Annotated in this window: 16 protein-coding genes; 13 read left to right on the top strand and 3 right to left on the bottom strand. The window is 67.8% G+C overall.

All coding sequences use genetic code 11. From position 1 onward, the window contains the following. Nucleotides 1-32 precede the first annotated feature (32 nt). Nucleotides 33-656 (top strand): hypothetical protein, encoded by a 624-nt coding sequence (locus tag ASD75_RS23385; protein ID WP_082565024.1) that lies wholly within the window; start codon nt 33-35, stop codon nt 654-656. 63 nt (nt 657-719) lie between these two features. Here the strand turns inward: ASD75_RS23385 and ASD75_RS14275 are convergent, their stop codons facing one another. After that, a complete protein-coding gene (locus ASD75_RS14275) occupies nt 720-1,070 on the bottom strand; it encodes a FlxA-like family protein (RefSeq protein WP_056746573.1) in 351 nt (116 codons plus the stop codon). Nucleotides 1,071-1,145: 75 nt separating this feature from the next. Continuing rightward, entirely contained in the window at nt 1,146-2,045 is a 900-nt protein-coding gene (locus ASD75_RS14270; protein ID WP_056746571.1) for a LysR substrate-binding domain-containing protein, read from the bottom strand. Between the two features lie 125 nt (nt 2,046-2,170). On the opposite strand from ASD75_RS14270, the gene ASD75_RS14265 reads away from it, so the two are divergent. The 8 genes from ASD75_RS14265 (at nt 2,171) to ASD75_RS14230 (ending at nt 11,296) form a co-directional block, all read left to right on the top strand. Next, nucleotides 2,171-3,160: a tripartite tricarboxylate transporter substrate binding protein gene (locus tag ASD75_RS14265; RefSeq protein ID WP_056746569.1), complete on the top strand. Its 990-nt coding sequence runs from the start codon at nt 2,171-2,173 to the stop codon at nt 3,158-3,160. A gap of 32 nt (nt 3,161-3,192) precedes the next feature. Further along, nucleotides 3,193-4,104, top strand: coding sequence for an alpha/beta fold hydrolase (locus ASD75_RS14260; RefSeq protein ID WP_056746567.1), 912 nt, complete (start codon nt 3,193-3,195; stop codon nt 4,102-4,104). Between the two features lie 33 nt (nt 4,105-4,137). Continuing rightward, nucleotides 4,138-5,556, top strand: coding sequence for a 3-isopropylmalate dehydratase large subunit (gene leuC / locus ASD75_RS14255; RefSeq protein WP_056746565.1), 1,419 nt, complete (start codon nt 4,138-4,140; stop codon nt 5,554-5,556). Continuing rightward, nucleotides 5,553-6,218, top strand: a complete 666-nt coding sequence (leuD, locus tag ASD75_RS14250; protein WP_056746563.1) for a 3-isopropylmalate dehydratase small subunit — start codon at nt 5,553-5,555, stop codon at nt 6,216-6,218. The genes leuC and leuD overlap by 4 nt, the downstream gene beginning before the upstream one ends. Nucleotides 6,219-6,392: 174 nt before the next feature. Further along, nucleotides 6,393-7,247, top strand: coding sequence for a hypothetical protein (locus ASD75_RS14245; RefSeq protein ID WP_056746561.1), 855 nt, complete (start codon nt 6,393-6,395; stop codon nt 7,245-7,247). A 23-nt stretch (nt 7,248-7,270) separates the two neighbouring features. Next, nucleotides 7,271-7,732 (top strand): hypothetical protein, encoded by a 462-nt coding sequence (locus ASD75_RS14240; RefSeq protein ID WP_056746559.1) that lies wholly within the window; start codon nt 7,271-7,273, stop codon nt 7,730-7,732. A gap of 127 nt (nt 7,733-7,859) precedes the next feature. Continuing rightward, a complete protein-coding gene (locus ASD75_RS14235) occupies nt 7,860-9,095 on the top strand; it encodes a hypothetical protein (protein ID WP_156401022.1) in 1,236 nt (411 codons plus the stop codon). Beyond that, nucleotides 9,080-11,296, top strand: coding sequence for an ATP-binding protein (locus ASD75_RS14230; protein ID WP_056746555.1), 2,217 nt, complete (start codon nt 9,080-9,082; stop codon nt 11,294-11,296). The genes ASD75_RS14235 and ASD75_RS14230 overlap by 16 nt, the downstream gene beginning before the upstream one ends. Nucleotides 11,297-11,411: 115 nt before the next feature. Here the strand turns inward: ASD75_RS14230 and ASD75_RS14225 are convergent, their stop codons facing one another. Then, the gene (locus ASD75_RS14225) at nt 11,412-12,305 is read right to left on the bottom strand and encodes a LysR family transcriptional regulator (protein ID WP_056746553.1); all 894 of its coding nucleotides are present in this window, start codon (nt 12,303-12,305) and stop codon (nt 11,412-11,414) included. Nucleotides 12,306-12,411: 106 nt separating this feature from the next. Between ASD75_RS14225 and ASD75_RS14220 the strand changes: the two genes are divergently transcribed. From ASD75_RS14220 to ASD75_RS14205, 4 genes are all read left to right on the top strand, one after another. After that, nucleotides 12,412-13,776, top strand: a complete 1,365-nt coding sequence (locus ASD75_RS14220) for an acyclic terpene utilization AtuA family protein (RefSeq protein WP_056746550.1) — start codon at nt 12,412-12,414, stop codon at nt 13,774-13,776. Nucleotides 13,777-13,787: 11 nt separating this feature from the next. Continuing rightward, nucleotides 13,788-14,159: a hypothetical protein gene (locus ASD75_RS14215; RefSeq protein WP_056746549.1), complete on the top strand. Its 372-nt coding sequence runs from the start codon at nt 13,788-13,790 to the stop codon at nt 14,157-14,159. Between the two features lie 42 nt (nt 14,160-14,201). Next, complete coding sequence (locus ASD75_RS14210; protein ID WP_056746547.1) at nt 14,202-15,194, top strand: tripartite tricarboxylate transporter substrate binding protein; 993 nt, start codon at nt 14,202-14,204, stop codon at nt 15,192-15,194. A 198-nt stretch (nt 15,195-15,392) separates the two neighbouring features. Continuing rightward, a complete protein-coding gene (locus ASD75_RS14205; protein ID WP_056746545.1) occupies nt 15,393-17,513 on the top strand; it encodes an alpha/beta hydrolase domain-containing protein in 2,121 nt (706 codons plus the stop codon). Nucleotides 17,514-17,572 lie beyond the last annotated feature (59 nt).

Raw genomic sequence — 17,572 nt, 5'->3', positions numbered from 1 at the left:
GCGTTCGGCCGTCATGTTGTCAAGGAGGTCCCGTGAACCATCCCAGCTCTCCATCCCTTTCTGCGCTCCCTGCCGCCTCGGCACAGGCGCAGCAACACAGTCTTGCTGCCGACGACCCGGCCACACGCAGCTACCAGCAGGCGCGGCGCAACGGCCTGCCGGGTGCATGGAGCTGTGGCTTGCACCTGGGGCCTCACCAGGTGCTCTGGGCTGCGGGGGCAGATACCCCCATGCCGTCCGTGCGGCTGAGTCTGCCGCTGGGTGGCGAGCGCACGGCGCGCCAGTTTTTCCGCCATGCCGTGCCCACACCTCTGGAACTGGAGAACGCCATTGCCGCAGTGGAGGATGAGGTCCATGTGGGACACCAGCAACTGCAAGGCCTGTTGCCCGGCGAGCAGGTGTGGGCCCCATGGTCTGCAGATGCGGCGTTGCATGACCTGGCCACCTTGGCGGGCGTACCGCCGGGGGCCCAGCGCGTGCTGACGCTGGAGGCCATGGAGCGTCTTTTCAACCGCCTGGCCGCTGTGGCCGAAGGGCGCCCCGCCGCACACGAAGGCCTGCTGGAGGATCCTGTCTTTGCGGGCACGCTGCTGGTGTTGCGCGAGCTGATGCACCACCTGCCGTTTGCCACGCTGACCTTGATGAACAGGCCCTAGCCGTTCTCCAAAACTGCGTGAGACTGCACGCTCCGCAGCATGTCTTCGCGCAGTGCCATAGCACTAAGCAAAGGTATCGACCGACTCTCCCAACCCCGGCAGGCTCTGCGGCTTGTTCACCGGGGTGGATCGTGGCTGCTGGCTGGCCTTGGCTTGTTGCTGTGCCTGGGCTCGGTCCATCTGCTCTTGCTGCATCTGGCGCTGGATGGCTGCTATCTGTTGCTGCACCATCTGGATCTGGGCCTGCAGCAGTTTGACCTTCTCCTGCTTGGCCTTGGGCTCCATGTCCTGTCCGGCGACGTTGCGCAGTTCGTCGGTCAGTTCGCGCATCCGCTTTTGCAGCTTGTTGATGTTGCTGGCTGCACTGGCGCTGGACGCTGTGCCCGTCGAAGGGGTTGCACTTGAGATCTGCATGCTGTGTTATCGGCACAGCCGCAGAAATCTCAAGCCGTGGCCCTGGCCCGCGCGATGACTTCGGCCTGCGGGCCTTCATGCATGCGGCGGTGCCGAGAACCACTCCCGCAGGAAGTCCGTCAGCGCGCGCATCTTGGCCGACAGATCGCTGCGTGTGGGGTAGACCAGCGTCACATCGGCCGCCGGCAGCGACCATGTTGGCAGCACGCGCAGCAAGCGGCCTGCAGAAAGGTGGATCGCCACGTCCCATTCGGATCGCATCAGCACGCCGTGGCCCTCCAGCGCCCAGGTGGTGGCAGCTGCGCCATCGTTGGTGCTCAGCATGCCGCGCACCTTCACCGTCTCCTGGCGCTCGCCCTGGCGCAGATGCCAGGTGCCGTAGGTCTCGTCGCTTTCGCGAATCACGATGCACTGGTGGGCCAGCAGGTCTGCCGGTTGCACGGGCTCGCCTGCCTGGGCAAGGTAGGTGGGAGATGCGCACAGCACACGCCGGTTGGCGAGCAGTTTGCGGGCCGTGAGGCGTGAGTCCGGCAGGTCACCAAATCGGACGGCGGCGTCAAAGCCTTGTTCCACCAGATTCACGGGCCGGTCGGTCAGGTGCAACTGCACCTCCACCTCGGGGTAGGCGCGTGCAAACGCCGACAGGGCGGGGGCAATGTGCATTCGGCCAAAACCCAGCGTGGCTGCCAGCTTGATGAGCCCGCGTGGCGAACTGCGCGCGCCAGCCACGGTGCGCTCCAGCGCATCCAGGTCACCGAGGATGCGCGCGCCGTCGAGCAGGTAGGTCTCACCCTCGGGCGTCAGGCTCATGCGTCGGGTGGTGCGGCGCAGCAGCCGCACGCCCAGCCGCCGTTCCAGCTGCGCAAGGCGCCTGCTGGCGGCCGGCGGAGTGATGCCCATCTGCTGGGCGGCAGCCGCGAGGCTGCCTTCCTTCATCAGCAGTGCAAAGAACCGCAAGTCGGAAAAAGCGTCCATGGGCTTGTGGTTGATTAGTGTGTTTGATTTACGAATGAAGTAATTTTGAATGACTTTATGTGAATCCTGCTCACTCATAAGATGCCACTGCAACACAACACAAGAACCTTGCAGGAGACAAACCCATGAACACATCCCATCCCCGGCGGTTACGAACATGGCGCGTCGTGGCCACGGCCGCATTGGCCTTGTCTGCCGCCGCTGGCGCATGGGCCCAGGCATACCCCGCCAAGGCCATCAAGCTCGTGGTGCCCTATGCACCCGGCGGTAGCGCGGACATTGCGGCCCGCCTGATCACCGACGAATGGGGCAAGGCCCTGGGCGGCTCGCTGTTCATCGAGAACAAGGGCGGCGCGGGCGGCAACATCGGCGTGGACATGGTGGCCAAGTCCGCACCGGACGGTTACACCATCGGCCTGCAGACCGTGTCCCTGGCCATCAACCCCAGCCTGACGGCCAAGATGCCCTACGACACCCTGAAGGACCTGGCGCCCATCGGCATGGTGGCCAGTTCGCAGCATGTGCTGGTGGTCAACAACGCGTTGCCAGCCAAGAACGTCAAGGAACTGGTGGCCCTGCTCAAGGCCAAGCCGGGGCAATACTCCTATGGTTCAGCGGGGGCGGGCAGCACCTTCCACATGTCAGCCGAGCTGTTCAAGGCCGTGGCAGGCACGCCCATCGTGCACATCCCCTACCGTGGTGGCGGCCCGGCCATGATCGACACCATGTCCGGCCAGGTGGCCATGAGCTTCCCGGTGCTGTCTGCAGCGCAGCCGCATGTGCAGGCGGGCAAGCTGCGCGCATTGGGCGTCACGGGCACGAAGCGTTCACCACTGATGCCCGATGTGCCCACCATTGCCGAGGCTGGCCTGCCGGGCTACACGTTTGAAACCTGGTTCATCGTGTTTGCGCCGGCCGGCACACCCAAGCCAGTCATCCATAAGCTCAACACCAGCCTGAACCAGGCACTCAACACCCCGGCTTTGAGAGAGCGCATGGCCAAGGATGGATTCGACCCGACGCCTTCGACGCCAGAGCAGGCCCGCGCCCGGCTGGAGCAGGAAATGCCGCAATGGGCCAAGCTCATCAAGGAGCGGGGCATCACGGCAGAGTGAACACGCCTGCGCTGCAATACCCACCGACACCCATGACCACGACTACGACGACCCCGCTTTTCCCCGGCTTCACTGCCCGCCGCGTGCCTACGCCCGACGGCCAGCACATCCACACGCTGGTGGGCGGCACAGGCCCTGCCTTGCTGCTGCTGCACGGGCACCCGCAGACCTCGGCCATCTGGCACAAGGTGGCGCCAAAGCTGGCGCAGCACTTCACCCTGGTGCTGGCGGACCTGCGCGGGTATGGCGATTCGGCGAAGCCCGAGGGCGACGCGGAGCACCTGCTCTACAGCAAACGCACCATGGCCGCCGACATGCTGGCTGTGATGCACCACCTGGGCCACCCGCGCTTCACCGTGCTGGCCCACGACAGGGGCGCCCGCGTGGCGCACCGCCTGGCGGCCGACCACCCGGCGGCCGTGCAGCGCATGGTGCTGCTGGACATAGCGCCCACCTTGGCCATGTACGAGCAAACCAGCAATGCCTTCGCCCGCGCCTACTGGCACTGGTTCTTCCTGATCCAGCCCGCGCCGCTGCCCGAACGCCTGATCGAGGCCGACCCCGCAGCCTATGTGCGCGACGTGATGGGTCGGCGCAGTGCGGGCCTGGCCCCGTTCGATCCACGCGCCCTGGCCGAGTACGTGCGCTGCCTGGCATTGCCCGGCACGGCCCATGGCATCTGCGAGGACTACCGCGCCTCTGCGGGCATCGACCTGGTGCACGACCGTGCCGACCGCGATGCGGGCCGCCAGTTGCCCATGCCCTTGCTGGCGCTGTGGGGCGAGCAGGGCGTGGTGCACCAGTGCTTCCAGCCCCTGGCCGAGTGGCAGCGCGTGGCGGCCGACGTGCGCGGCCATGCACTGCCTTGCGGCCACTACATCGCCGAGGAGGCCCCTGATGCGCTGCTCGACGCGGCGCTGCCCTTCCTGCTGGCCGACCGGTAAGGCCGCACCCAACGACAACCCCCGACGCTGACCATGACCACTCCCTCAACGCTCTACCAGAAGCTGGTGGCATCGCACACCGTGGCCGTTCTGGACGAACAGAACGTTCTGCTGTTCTGCGACCTGCACCTGATGAACGAATACACCAGCCCCCAGGCCTTCGCCGGCCTGCACGAGGCCGGGCGCGGCGTGCCCGTGCCGGGGCAGAACGTGGCGGTGGTGAGCCACATCATCCCCACGCACCCGGTGCGATGGCGCACCATCCAGGACCCGCCCTCGGCCCTGCAGGCCACCAACCTCAAGGCCAACTGCGACCGCCACGGCATCCCACTGTTCGACACCAACGACCCGTTGCAGGGCATCGAGCACGTGATCGCGCCCGAACACGGCATGGTGCGCCCGGGCATGGTCATCATCTGCGGCGACAGCCACACCACCACCTACGGGGCACTGGGTGCCTTGGGTTTTGGCATCGGAACCTCGGAGGTCGAGCATGTGCTGGCCACCCAGACGCTGGTCTACCGCCTGGCCAAAGACATGCGCATCCGCGTGGACGGCGTGCTGCCCACTGGCACCACGGCCAAGGACCTGATCCTCATGGTCATCAACCGCATCGGTGCGCAGGGCGCACGCGGCTATGTGGTGGAGTTCTGCGGCAGCGCCATTGGCGCGCTGTCGGTGGAGGCGCGCTTCACGCTGTGCAACATGGCCGTGGAGGCGGGCGCCCGAGGCGCACTGATCGCACCCGACGCCACCGCCATTGACTACGTGCTGGCCAAGGCCCCCGACATTGCGCGCGACGTGCGCGCGCAGGCACTGGCGCACTGGGCCACCCTGCACAGTGACGAGGGCGCGGCATTTGATGCGGAACATGTGTTTGACGCGGCTGACGTCGCCCCGTTCGTCACCTGGGGCACCAGCCCCGACCAGGCCATGGCCATCAACGCCACGGTTCCCCGTCCCGAAGAACTGGCCGATGCCGTGCAGCGCAGCAGCGCCGAGCAAGCGCTGCGCTACACCGGGCTCGTCGCCGGACAGTCCTTGCAGGGTGTGCCCGTGCAGCATGTTTTCATCGGCTCCTGCACCAATGCGCGCATCGAAGACCTGCGCGAGGTGGACCGCATTGTGGGCAGCCGCCACGTGGCCCACGGCGTGCGCGCCATGGTGGTGCCCGGCTCCGGCGCAGTGAAGGCCCAGGCCGAGGCGGAGGGCATTGCCGAGCGCCTGGTGGCTGCAGGCTTTGAGTGGCGCCAGCCCGGCTGCTCCATGTGCCTGGCCATGAACGACGACGTGCTCGCCCCCGGCCAGCGCTGCGCATCCACCACCAACCGCAATTTCGAAGGCCGCCAGGGCCGGGGCGCCATCACCCACCTGGTGAGCCCGGCCATGGCTGCAGCAGCCGCCGTCACCGGTTGCATCACCGACGTCCGTACCCTGGAGGTGCCAGCATGAGCGCCGATCACCACACTATCGTGCACGGCCAGGCGGCCCTGCTCGACATTGCCAACCTCGACACCGACCAGATCATGCCCAAGCAGTTCTTGCGCGGCATCGACAAGTCGGGCCTGGCTCCCGGTCTGTTTTACGACCTGCGGTTTGACGGGGAAGGATTGCCACGCCCGGATTTCGTCCTCAACCAGGCGGCTTTCCAGGGTGTGGATGTGCTCATCGCGGGCTCCAACTATGGCTGCGGCTCCAGCCGCGAGCACGCGGTGTGGGGCATGCAGCAGTACGGCTTCAGGGCCGTGGTGGCGTCGAGCTTTGGCGAAATCTTCTACTCCAATGCGCTCAACAACCGCCTGCTGCTGGCCATGGTTTCCGAGGCGGATGTGCAGGCCTTCAAGGCGCAGGCTGCGCAGGTGCAGGGCCCCCTGGCAATCACCATCGATGTACAGCAGCGCATGGTGCGCAGCGCGGGGCACAGCGCGCAGTTTGTGCTGTCCGACCGGCACCAGAGCATGTTCCTGCAGGGACAAGATGTGATCGGCGCATCGCTGGCGTATGCCGATCAGATACAGGCCTTTGCCCAGCGCCACTGGGCTGCCCAACCCTGGGTGAAGGACGTGGCGCTGCGCACGCGGGCGCGCCTACAGGCCCAGCGCACACAGGGCTGAGCGCGCCCGGTGCGCCGCACCTGCGGGCGGCGTGGGCGGCTTGGGTGGTGTGGGCGGTTGACATCCTGTCCAGTGCACAGGGTGTGGGGGGTGGACAACGTCGCGAGGGACAGGTCCTGATCGGGCGGTAACAATTCGTGCACTTTCACACGGACCCACCCCATCCCCAGAGCCATGTCGCAAAACACCCATACCCTGCACCTCTTCTTCGAAGATCCGATCAAGCTCAAGATGGGCCAGTTGGTCTACCAGTACCTTGCCACGGGCAACACCGAGCAGGCACGGCGCTGGGCCGACAAGCTCGGCGGCGCCGATCTCGATGCGCTGTGGGATGCCCAATGGTTCAACCAGGAGGCGGTCGCCGAACCCGGTCACCTCACGCTGCGGTTCGACACCGGCACGCACGACGACCTGCCGCTGCGCGCGTTGGAGACCCTGTTTGCCCACGGCCTGCGGGCTTCGGTGCTGGAGGTGTTCTACGACCAGGTCGGTGAAACCGAACGCATGCACTTTGACCGGGGCCAGTGGGTGTCCCGCCGGGTGTTCATGGACGCCAACCCGCAGTGGCGCGCTGTGGTGGAGCCCGCGCAGCAGGACGGCGAAGGGCAGGACGGGGAGGCCGAAGACCGCTACGCCTGTTCCAAAGACCCGGCCAAGCCGCTGGCCGTGGCCAAGCTGCGCCAGCAGGAAGAAAAGCGCAAGCTCGAGGCCCAGGAGGCGGCCGAAGCGTTTGTCGAGATGGCGAAGGCGATGGGCAAAGGCGGCAAGTCGCCCGTGCAGGGCCTGATGGCCGTGCTGCTGTTGCGCGCCGGGCTCAAGGGGCTGGTGCACGCAGTGGTCTTCACGGTGGTCACCGTGCTGCTGTTCAAGGGCTTCTGGCTGTGGATGTGCCTGGGGCTGGTGCTGGCCGTGGCGCTGCCGCTGTACTACATGGCCACCGAACACAAGGCGCTGCGCGGGGACGACGGAGACGATGACGCCGCCCCGCCTGGCGACGATGGCCCCGCCACGGTGGTGGCAGCGCAGTAAAAGCATCTCAGGAGAACAACAACATGCTGACGCAAATTGAATGGTGGGGTGGGGTGATCTTTGTGCTGGGGGCGCTGACCTACCGCATGGTCATGGGGGCGCTGGAAAGGCCGACGGACGGCATTCCCTGGTACCGGCTCATGATGCACGTGTTCTTTCTGGCCCCGGCCGCTCTGCTGGCGGGCTACTTCTACCCGCTCACGCAGCCCGCGCTGCAATACGGCTACCTGGCGCTGCTGGCCGTCTCGCTGCTGGTGGTGGCCGTGATGCTGGTGCAGGAGATGACCGGCGATTCGGGCGAGGGCCAAGAAGAGGGGCGCAGCAAGGAGCCCTTGAAGGAGGGCGCGACAGCCGAGGCTGAAGAGTACGAGGAGCCCGGCTGGCTGATGTCGGTGGTCGGCGCCATTGTGCTGTACAGCCCGGTACTCACGGCCTGTGGCCTCGCCAGCTACAAGGCCTGGCCCATGGTGCAGCGCCTGGCGTAGTGCATCCGCAGTGCGCAGTGGGATGGCGGTGGTCTGGCAAGGCTGACAATGCCTGCCCACCATCCCCATGTTTTTCGCAGCCCTTGGTTTTGGCTCGGTGTACCCGCCTTCGTTAGTCCACAACTCCATGTCCCCCGATTCCTTTGCCGATCTTCTGTCGGTCTACATGCGCCGCATCCGCGCCAGCGCCTCCGGCGTGGCCACCGAAATTGGCCTGAGCCGTGAGGCCGTCAACAACTGGCGCAACGGCATCTCGGTGCCCAACCCGCGCTCGCGCGACAAGCTGGTGGCCTGCACCCGGTACCTGCGCCTGACGGAGAGTGAGGCCAACCGCCTGCTCAGCGCCGCAGGGTTTGCGCCAGAATTTCCCCTGCAGGCCGAATCCACCGGTGCGCAGCCGTTTGCCGCGTTCCAGGACAAGGTGTTTGCGCAACTGGCCCAGGCGGTGCCATACCCCATCTCGCTGCTGTTGTCGCCCGCGCACTGGGGGCAGCCGCCGTTCCGGCACGAGCTGCTGCAGCGCGCCCGCGCGCAATACGGCGAAGGCTCGGTGCTGCACATCCAGCCGCCCTACAGCGTGAGCACGGTGCCTGCCGAATACTTCGCGGCCATCGGCCGCCAATGCGGGCTGGGCGATGTGGCGTCGGACTACGAGTTTGAATCCGCGCTGGAGCGCCGCCTGCTGGCGGGCGAGCGCATCTTCTGCCTGGTCAGCCGATTCGAGCAGGGCACGCCCGCGCTGCGCGAAACCCTGGCGGGCATTTTGCGCAGCCTGAGCGAAATGCACAGCGGCCGCCTGCACCTGCTGCTGTGCGGCGGCCAGGCGCTGGCCGACCTCAAGTACCGCAGTGGCGACCTGTCGCTGCTCAACATCGCCCAGGTCCACCACTGGCCCGACCCGTCGCTTGCCGACCTGCTGCAACTGGCCCGCCACCGCTGGCCCGAGCAGCCCTGGTCCGAGCCGGTGGCGGCTGCGCTGCAGGCCCTGAGCGGCGGCCACCCCGCGCTGTTTGAAGAAAGCCTGCAATGGCTGGTGGACCACCCCGGCGCGGGTGCCAGCCTGCACGAAGGCCAGCCCGCCTTCAGCGCCTTGCGCACCCACCTGGCCAGCAGCCCGCGCCTGTGGCAAACGTTTCTGCCGCTGGCGCAGGTGCCAGCCAGCCGGGCGCGCCTGCAGCAGTTGCTGGGCGCGGACGACCTCGGCCGCGCACGGCCCTACCTGCAGGACGACGACCTGCGCAGCCTGTTCTGGGGCAACCTCATCCTTGCGCGCGGCGTGGGGGACGCAGCGCGGCTGCACTGGCGCAGCCCCACGGTGCGCGAGGCCGGCTGGATGGTGCTGGATTCATGCTCGGCCGACTGACGCCCTGGCTGTCCCGGCCCGTGGTGCGCGCCGTGGTCATTGCGCTGGTCACGCTGTTTGTGGCCAGCGCCGTGTTCACGCCCCAGCACAACCCGGCCACGCGGGGCAGGTTCATGGCGGCGATGAATGTGGGGCCGCTGTGGGGCGAGCTTGTGCAGTGGCGTGTGGCGATGGTCAACGCCCGCAACGAGCTGGATGCCTGGCCCACGGACATTCAGAAGTACGCGCCGCCCATTGCCAACCCGCAGCTGCGCGTTACTTCCCCGCGCCCCAATGTGCTGCAGGCCGACATTGCCCACAACCCCGAATTTGGCAAGCTGGCGGGCACGCAGGTGGTGGTGGAGCTGCAGCCCGGCACCCACACCTGGACCTGCCGCCCCGGCAACCCGCCCATCCCGCAGGGCTACCTGCCCATCAACTGCCAGCAAGGCAGCACCGACGATTTCGAGCCCGCCAAGCCGGTGCCGGACGCCGACCCCTTCGGCTGGATGCGCTCGCTGATTGCATGGTGCGCAGTGATCTTTGGGGTGGGGGCCGTGCTGTGGGTGGTGCGCCACCCGCTCATCGGTGCGGGCCAGCTGCGCCCTGCGCGCCTGCGCCGCACGCCGCTGGCGCGACTGCCGCACATCGACCGGCTGCTGCGCTGGCTGCGGCGGCTGGAACCCACGCTGCAGGCCGCCGACATTCGCCTGGTGGACTGGCGCCGCGCGGTGGCCTGCGCCCAGGCCACGGGCAGCGAGCGCCCCCCGGCCCTGGCCCGCGCGCTGGCCGAACGCGTGTCCGCCCGCTGCCAGCCCAGCACCGACTGGGCGCTGCCCGGTGCGGTGTTTGAGTGGTCGTTCCCGCCCGACCTGCCCGTGTCGCTGGACCGTTGCCTGGTCTTTGTGCCCACGCACGGCATCGACGAAGCCACCGTGCTGCGCCAGCTGCGCGCCGTGCAGACCGGCAGCGATGTGCTGTTGATCCTGAGCGAGCACAGCGTGGACACCCCCTGGCCGCTGCTGCACGCCCACGCACAAGACCGCGCCAACCTGCATGTGATGGCCGACAGCGCCAGCCAGACCGAATGGCTGATTGGTGGCGACGCCCTGCAAGTGCTGCTGCGCCTGCTGGCCGCGCAGCTGCGCATCACCCGCATCTCGCCCTACCAGACGCGCGGCGGTGTCACGCGCGAAGGCGCCTTCTTCGGCCGTGCGCAACTGCTGGCCCGCGTCATCAACCGCGAGCCCGCCAACTACCTGGTGGTGGGTGGGCGCCAGCTGGGCAAAAGCAGCCTGCTCAAGGCCGTGCAGCGCCGCATGGCGGGCCACCCGCACACTGTGTGTCACTACGTCTCGCTGCGCGACCACCGCCTGGCGCCACGCATGGCGTTGCAGTTTGGCCTGCCCGCCGACACACCGCTCGAAGCCATCGTGGACCACCTGCAGGCGCAGTACCAGGGCAAGCGCCTGGTGCTGCTCATCGACGAGGCCGACCTGTTCTTCCGTGACGAATCGGCCAACGGCTACGTGCAACTGTCCACCCTGCGCGCGCTCAGCGAAGAGGGCCGCTGCTGGTTCATGCTCGCGGGCTTCTGGGACCTGTACGCCACCGCCGTGCTGGACTACCAGAGCCCGCTGCGCAACTTTGGCGAGGTGCTGACCATCGGCGGCCTGGAGCGCGATGCCTGCCGCGAACTGGCCACCGAGCCACTGCGCAAGCTGCGGCTGGGTTTTGACAACGAGCACCTGGTGAACCGCCTGGTAGACGCCAGCGGCCAGCGCGCCAACCTGGTCGCCATCCTGTGCCAGGAATGCCTGGAGGCGCTGTTGCCCGGCGAACGCGTGATCGAAAAGCGCCATCTCGACCAGGCCCTGGCCTCGCAGGCCGTGCAGGACGCACTGGCCGGCTGGGGCCGCCTGAGCCACGACGAAGCCGCCTGCCGCCTGGACCGCATCGTGGTCTACCACACGGCCCAGGCGGGCCAGTCCAGCCTGGTCACCCTGGCCCAGCTGCTGCAAAGCCACGGCATCGCAGGCGACGCGCAGGCCCTGCGCCAGTCACTGGCACGCCTGCAGCTGGCCTATGTGCTGCGCAAACACGAGGGCGGCGAATACCGCTTTGCCATCCCGCTGCTGCAGGACCAGTTTGAACCGGCGGAGGTGGAACTGCTGCTGCACCAGGAGCTGGCGGTGCTGGCGCGCGACCGTGATCCGGATTGAGCAGCGCATGGAGTGCTGCGGCGCCATCGCTGCAAAAATTTGAGCCGGATGACCGCTAAGCGCTTATTCAATATGCCCTGGCAGCTATTGAATAGATAGCAGATGGCAGGCCGCCTCAAGGCCGCTGCGCCATCACCAGCGCATACAGCGCCTGCGCCGCCACCGACAGGCTCTCGTCCCGTCGCCGCACCAGGTAGATCTGCCGCGTCAGCCCCGGCAGCGACAGCGGCCGCGTGACCAGCCCCGGCTGGTCAAAGTGGAACAGCGTGAGCGCCGGCACCACGCTGATGCCCAGCCCCGCGCGCACCATGCCCATCACGGTGGCGAGCTGCTCCACCTCCATCAGCGTGTGCATGGCCTGCGGGTGCAGGGCGGCCTCCAGGTACTGGCGCACGCTGCTGGTGCGCGCCAGGTGGATGAAGGGCCAGGCGGCCAGGTCCTGCGCGGTGATGGCCTTGCGCCTGCGCGCCAGCGGGTGGTCGGCTGGGCACACCAGATAGAAGTTGTCGCTGCAAAACGGCTCGGCTTGCAGCGCGGGCGTGTCGGCGCGGATGGCGGCCAGTGCAAAGTCGGCATGGCCGCTGGCCACGCGGTCGATGCAGGGCTCGGACAGCACATCGGCAATGTCGATCTCGATGCCTGGGTGAGCGGTGCGGTACTGCGCCAGCACGCCCGGCAGCCAGCCTGCGGCCAGTGACGGCAGCAGCGCCACGGCCACACGCCCGCGCTGCAGTGTGGCGGCACTGCGCACGGCGGCCAGGGCGCTGGTGATTTCGGTGCGGATGCGGCGGGCCGACTCCAGAAAGTTCTGCCCCTCGGGCGTGAGGTCCACATGCCGCGTGCTGCGGTCGAACAGCCGCAGGCCCAGGTCGTCCTCCAGCGCGCGGATGAGGGCGCTGAACGCGGGCTGCGACAGGTGGCACAACGTGGCGGCGCGCGTGAAGCTGCGCTGCTCGGCCAGCGCGAGGAACGCATCGAGCTGGCGGCTGGAGAGATGGGGGGCGCTCATGCGGGGTGGGTGTGATTCATCTGGTTTTCAGATGGATTCATCGTAACAATCGATTTTACAGAATACAGCCATGTTCCTACATTCACGGTCAGGAGACAACGGATTCATGCCGAACGACCATAAAACCAACCTGCTGGTGGGCTGCGCCGCCGGCTTCTCGGGCGACCGCACCGACGCGGCCCTGCCCGTGGTGCAGGCGCTCATCGCCAGCGGCCAGCCTGCGGTGCTCATCTTCGAGACGCTGGCCGAGCGCACGCTGGCGCTGGCCCAGCTCGCGCGCCGCACTGACCCCGATGCAGGTTATGAACCCCTGCTGGTGGACCTGCTGCGCCCCGTGCTGGCGCAGTGCCTGGCGCACGGCGTGCGCATCGTCAGCAACTTTGGCGCGGCCAACCCGCACGGTGCCGCGCGTCGCATCCACGCGCTGGCGGCCGAGCTGGGCCTGGCCCGCCCGCGCATTGCCGTGCTGCAGGGCGACGACCTGAGCGGCCCCGAACACCGCGCGCTGCTGCAGGGGGCGCTGGGCAGCGCGATGCCCACCGAGCCCATCGTCAGCGCCAACGCCTACATCGGCGCGCAGGCCATTGCCGATGCGCTGCGCGCAGGCGCCGACATCGTGGTCTGCGGCCGTGTGGCCGACCCGTCGCTGGTGCTGGGCCCCGCGCTGGCGCACTACGGATGGGCATTGGACGACTGGGACCGGCTGGCGCGTGCCACCATGGCCGGGCATCTGCTGGAATGCGGCGCGCAGGTTACAGGCGGCTACTTTGCCGACCCTGGCTACAAGGATGTGGCGGGCCTGGCGCACCTGGGCTACCCCATTGCCGAGATCGACGCCGACGGCCACTGCACCATCACCAAGCCCCCGGGCACGGGCGGCTGCATCACCGACCGCACGGTGAAGGAACAGCTGCTGTACGAGCTGCACGACCCGGCGGCGTACCTCACGCCCGATGTGGTGGCCGACATCACCACCGCCCGCGTGACCACGGTGGGCGCTGACGCGGTGCGGCTGGAGGGCGTGCAGGGCCACGCGCGGCCCGCCACGCTCAAGGTCAACGTGTGTTTTGAATCGGGCTGGTTTGCTGAGGGCGAAATCTCCTACGCCGGCCCGCGCGCAGAGGCCCGTGCCCGCCTGGCGGGCGAGGTGCTGCGCGAGCGCCTGCATGGCCTGGGCCCGCTGCGCATCGACCTGATTGGCGTGACCAGCATCTTTGGCGACGACACCAGCCGCTGGCTGGATGCACCCGCCTGCAGCAACGATGAAGCCCGCGATGTGCGCCTGCGCGTGGCCCTGCAGCACCGCGACCACGCCATCGCCCAGCGCCTGGTGCGCGAAGTGACCGCGCTCTACACCTGCGGCCCCGCAGGCGGTGGCGGCGTGCGCACGGCGATGCGGCCGCGCCTGGGTACCGTCTCGTGCCTGGTGCCGCGTGAGGCCGTGTCCGTTTATTTCGAGATGGTGGATTGAGGACTCAAGCCATGACCACTACAAACCTTACCGTCACTGTTCCCTTGTATCGCCTAGCCCACAGCCGCACCGGCGACAAAGGCAACCGCTCCAACATCAGCGTCATCGCCTGGCATCCCACGCTGTGGGATGTGCTGGTCGATAAGGTCACCGAGGCCGCCGTGGCACAGCAGTTTGCGCAGCGCCGCCCGCGCCAGGTCACGCGCTACCTGCTGCCCCAGCTGCAGGCCATGAACCTCGTGCTGGACGACGTGCTCGACGGCGGCGTGAACGACTCGCTCAACCTCGACAGCCACGGCAAGGCACTGAGCTACCTGCTGCTCGATATGCCCGTCACCGTGCCCGCGCACCTGGCAACGCACTTTGGCGGCCCTTCCGTGTAGCACCGTTTTTCTTTTCTATCCATACCAACACCAGGAGACAACATGACCCATTCATCCCCCCGCCGCGCTCTGCTCGCCACTGCCGCCTTGCTGGCGCTCGGTGCATTGCACGCCCCCGCTGCGCTCGCCCAGGCGGCCGGTGCCTACCCGGCCAAGGCCATCACCTTTGTCGTGCCCTTTGCCGCAGGCAGCGCCACCGACCAGCTGGCGCGCGCGCTGGGCCAGTCCATCACCAACGACACCAAGCAGCCCGTGGTCATCGACAACAAGGCGGGCGCCAGCGGCATGATCGCCGCGTCGGCCGTGGCCAAGTCGGCGGCCGATGGCTACAGCGTGCTCATCACCACCAACACCACACACGCCGCCAACGAGCACCTGTACAAAAAGCTCTCCTACGACCCGGTGAAGGACTTCGCCCCCGTCACCGGCCTGGGCAAGGGCGGGCAGGTGCTGGTGGTCAACGCCAGCGCACCGTACAAAAACGTGGGCGAGCTGCTGGCCTTTGCCAAGAAGAACCCCGGCAAGCTCAGCTTTGGCAGCGGCAGCTCATCGAGCCGCATGGCGGGCGAAATGCTCAAGCAGCTGGCGGCCGTGGACATCCTGCACGTGCCCTACAAGAGCAACCCGCTGGCCATCACCGACCTGCTGGGCGGGCAGATCGATCTGATGATCACCGACACCTCCACCGGCGTGCCACAGGTCAAGGCGGGCAAGCTGCGTGCGCTGGGCTACTCCACGCAAAAGCGCAGCACCCAGCTGCCCGACGTGCCCACCATCGACGAAGCCGGTGTGAAGGGCTACGACATGGGCTACTGGTTTGCGGCCTACGTGCCAGCGGGCACGCCCGCGCCGGTGGTGGCGCGCCTGAACGAGCTGCTCACGGCCGCCACCAAGAGCGCAGCGGCCAAGAGCTTCTTCGAGAACGCGGGCTCCGAAGCCTGGACCACCACCCCCGATGAACTCGCCAAGTTCCAGGCCGCCGAAACCCAGAAGTGGGGCAAGGTGATCAAGGCCGCAGGTATCGAGGCCGAATAAGCCACCGGCCCATCCACCGGCTCACCAGCCAGGCCCATCCACCGGGCCGTTTCATTCCCGTTTTAGCTTCTCTCAGCCTGCCTTTGCTGGCAGGTCTGGGCGAAGCCTTGCCCGCGCGCGGCGCAACAGACGCTGCCGTTTTTGTTCCAGAGCCGCCCAAGCGGCCCGCACCACCATCCATCCAAGGAGACAGACACCATGAAACCTCTTCGTGCATTCGGAAAACTCGCGCTCACGGCCGCCGCTGCAGCCGCCATCACGGCCTGCGGGGGCTCCAGCAACGATGCGCCCAAGGGCCCCGCGCTCAAGCTGGCCATCACCGCCACCGAAGCCTTCCCCGGCACCTATGGCGACGTGGGTGAGTACGAGCGCGTGACCGGCACCATCAGCGGCGAGGTGGACCCCAAGGACCCCAAGAACGCCGTCATCCAGGACCTGGCCCTGGCGCCCACCAACGCCAACGGCATGGTCGAGTACCAGGCCGACTTCGTCATGCTCAAGCCCAAGAACATGGCCAAGGCCAGCGGCGTGCTGCGCTACGACGCGCCCAATCGCGGCAACATCCTCACCATGCTCAACCCCACGGCCACGCCCAGCGATGCGGTGTACCTGGAGCGCGGCTATGTGATGCTGTATTCGGCCTGGCAGGGCGATGTGCCCAAGAGCACCGCCGCGCGCCTGACGGTGACGGTGCCCGTGGCCAAAAACAAGGACGGCAGCAGCATCACCGGCCCCTACCGCGCCGAGTTGGTGCCCACGGCCGCCAGCCCCGCAATGACGCTGCCCGGCGGCGTGTTCAACGGCACCATGATTCCGTACGAACCCGCCAGCCTGGACAACACCCAGTCCGGCTACTCGCTCACCCGCCGTGCCAACGAGACGGATGCGCGCGTGCCTGTGCCCGCCAGCGACTGGAAGTTCGCCACCTGTGACACGGGCACCAACGCCTTCCCCGGCACGCCCAGCCCCACCAGCGTGTGCCTCAAGGGCGGGTTTGACCCGGCCTATCTGTACGAGCTGGTCTATGTCGCCAAAGACCCCAAGGTGATGGGCGTGGGCCTGGCTGCGCTGCGCGACACGGTGAGCTTCTTCCGCAGCAAGGCGGCCGATTCCACCGGCACCCCCAACCCGCTCGCAGGCCGCATCACACACACGCTGGGGCAGGGCACCTCGCAGTCGGGCAACGCCATGAAGACCTTTCTGCACCTGGGCTTCAACCAGGCGCTGGATGGTGGCAAGGTTTTCGACGGCATGTACGCCCACGTGGCGGCGCGCCAGACCCACATCAACACCCGCTTTGCCGTGCCCGGCGGCGGCGGCGGCTTGCGCACCGACCACACCGCCTTCGGCCAGACCGCACCGCGCGGGCTGGACAAGGACTACCAGGACGACATCAGCGGCCGCCAGGGCGGCGTGATGAAGCGCTGCGCCGCCACCAACACCTGCCCCAAGTTCTTCCTGGGCCTGTCGGGCACGGAGTTCTGGCAGCTGCAGGGCTCTCCCGTGCTGACCGACGCCAACGGCACCAAGGACCTGGCGCAGCCCGACAACGCCCGCATCTACTACTACTCCAGCACCCAGCACGGCGGGGCAGGGGGCACCGCCAGCATTGCCTATGCACCCACGCGCGCCACGTACCCCACGGGCACGGTGGTGCAGTTCAACGACACCTTCCGCGCGCTGTTCCTGAACCTCGAAGACTGGGTGGTGCGCGGCACGTTGCCACCCGCCAGCCAGGTGCCCAAGCTGGCCGACGGCACGCTGGTGCGGCCCGACGCGCTGGCCTTCCCGGCCATGAAGGGGCTGACCTGGGCGGTGGGCGGCGTGCAGACACCCATCCCGGACTTCATCTACCGGGGCCTGTACAACAACTTCCCGCTGTTCGACTTTGGCCCGCAGTACATCCCGCAGGACGAGGCTGGCATTGCCACCGTGCTGCCACCGCGCAACCTGGGCCGCGACTACGCGATCCTGGTGCCGCAGGTCGATGCCTCCACGGGCCTGACGCGTGCGGGCATTCGCAGCGTGGAGGCGCGTGCGCCGCTGGGCACCAGCATCGAGTTCAACTACGTGGCCACGCCCGGCATCACCGACGTGGCCAACCTCACGGGCAGCTTCATCCCCTTCCACAAGACGCGCGCCGCGCGGCTGGCGGCGGGCGATGCACGGCCGTCGCTGGAGGAGCTGTATGGCACGCAGGAGGGCTACGTTGCTGCGGTGACGCAGGCCGCCAACGACCTGGTGGCACAGCGCCTGCTGCTGCCGCGCGATGCGGACCTGCAGATTGCGCGCGCCAAGGCCGCTGCCGTGCTGCCCTGAGGTGACGTGACGACCCGCACGGCCCCGTGCCGTGCTGTCCCCTGCAGGCCCCCCAACCC

Origin of the sequence: Acidovorax sp. Root568, assembly GCF_001427445.1 — a bacterium.
GTDB classification, from domain to species: domain Bacteria; phylum Pseudomonadota; class Gammaproteobacteria; order Burkholderiales; family Burkholderiaceae_C; genus Acidovorax; species Acidovorax delafieldii.
The sequence above is the reverse complement of the archived record's forward strand: the minus strand, read 5'-3'. Positions and strand labels throughout refer to the sequence as shown.

Bases quoted from the DNA above. Each gene is read 5' to 3' on its own strand.
- ASD75_RS14275 (WP_056746573.1), bottom strand. From the start codon at position 1,070: ATGCAGATCTCAAGTGCAACCCCTTCGACGGGCACAGCGTCCAGCGCC.
- ASD75_RS14270 (WP_056746571.1), bottom strand. From the start codon at position 2,045: ATGGACGCTTTTTCCGACTTGCGGTTCTTTGCACTGCTGATGAAGGAA.
- ASD75_RS14265 (WP_056746569.1), top strand. From the start codon at position 2,171: ATGAACACATCCCATCCCCGGCGGTTACGAACATGGCGCGTCGTGGCC.
- ASD75_RS14260 (WP_056746567.1), top strand. From the start codon at position 3,193: ATGACCACGACTACGACGACCCCGCTTTTCCCCGGCTTCACTGCCCGC.
- leuC (WP_056746565.1), top strand. From the start codon at position 4,138: ATGACCACTCCCTCAACGCTCTACCAGAAGCTGGTGGCATCGCACACC.
- leuD (WP_056746563.1), top strand. From the start codon at position 5,553: ATGAGCGCCGATCACCACACTATCGTGCACGGCCAGGCGGCCCTGCTC.
- ASD75_RS14245 (WP_056746561.1), top strand. From the start codon at position 6,393: ATGTCGCAAAACACCCATACCCTGCACCTCTTCTTCGAAGATCCGATC.
- ASD75_RS14240 (WP_056746559.1), top strand. From the start codon at position 7,271: ATGCTGACGCAAATTGAATGGTGGGGTGGGGTGATCTTTGTGCTGGGG.
- ASD75_RS14235 (WP_156401022.1), top strand. From the start codon at position 7,860: ATGTCCCCCGATTCCTTTGCCGATCTTCTGTCGGTCTACATGCGCCGC.
- ASD75_RS14230 (WP_056746555.1), top strand. From the start codon at position 9,080: ATGCTCGGCCGACTGACGCCCTGGCTGTCCCGGCCCGTGGTGCGCGCC.
- ASD75_RS14225 (WP_056746553.1), bottom strand. From the start codon at position 12,305: ATGAGCGCCCCCCATCTCTCCAGCCGCCAGCTCGATGCGTTCCTCGCG.
- ASD75_RS14220 (WP_056746550.1), top strand. From the start codon at position 12,412: ATGCCGAACGACCATAAAACCAACCTGCTGGTGGGCTGCGCCGCCGGC.
- ASD75_RS14215 (WP_056746549.1), top strand. From the start codon at position 13,788: ATGACCACTACAAACCTTACCGTCACTGTTCCCTTGTATCGCCTAGCC.
- ASD75_RS14210 (WP_056746547.1), top strand. From the start codon at position 14,202: ATGACCCATTCATCCCCCCGCCGCGCTCTGCTCGCCACTGCCGCCTTG.
- ASD75_RS14205 (WP_056746545.1), top strand. From the start codon at position 15,393: ATGAAACCTCTTCGTGCATTCGGAAAACTCGCGCTCACGGCCGCCGCT.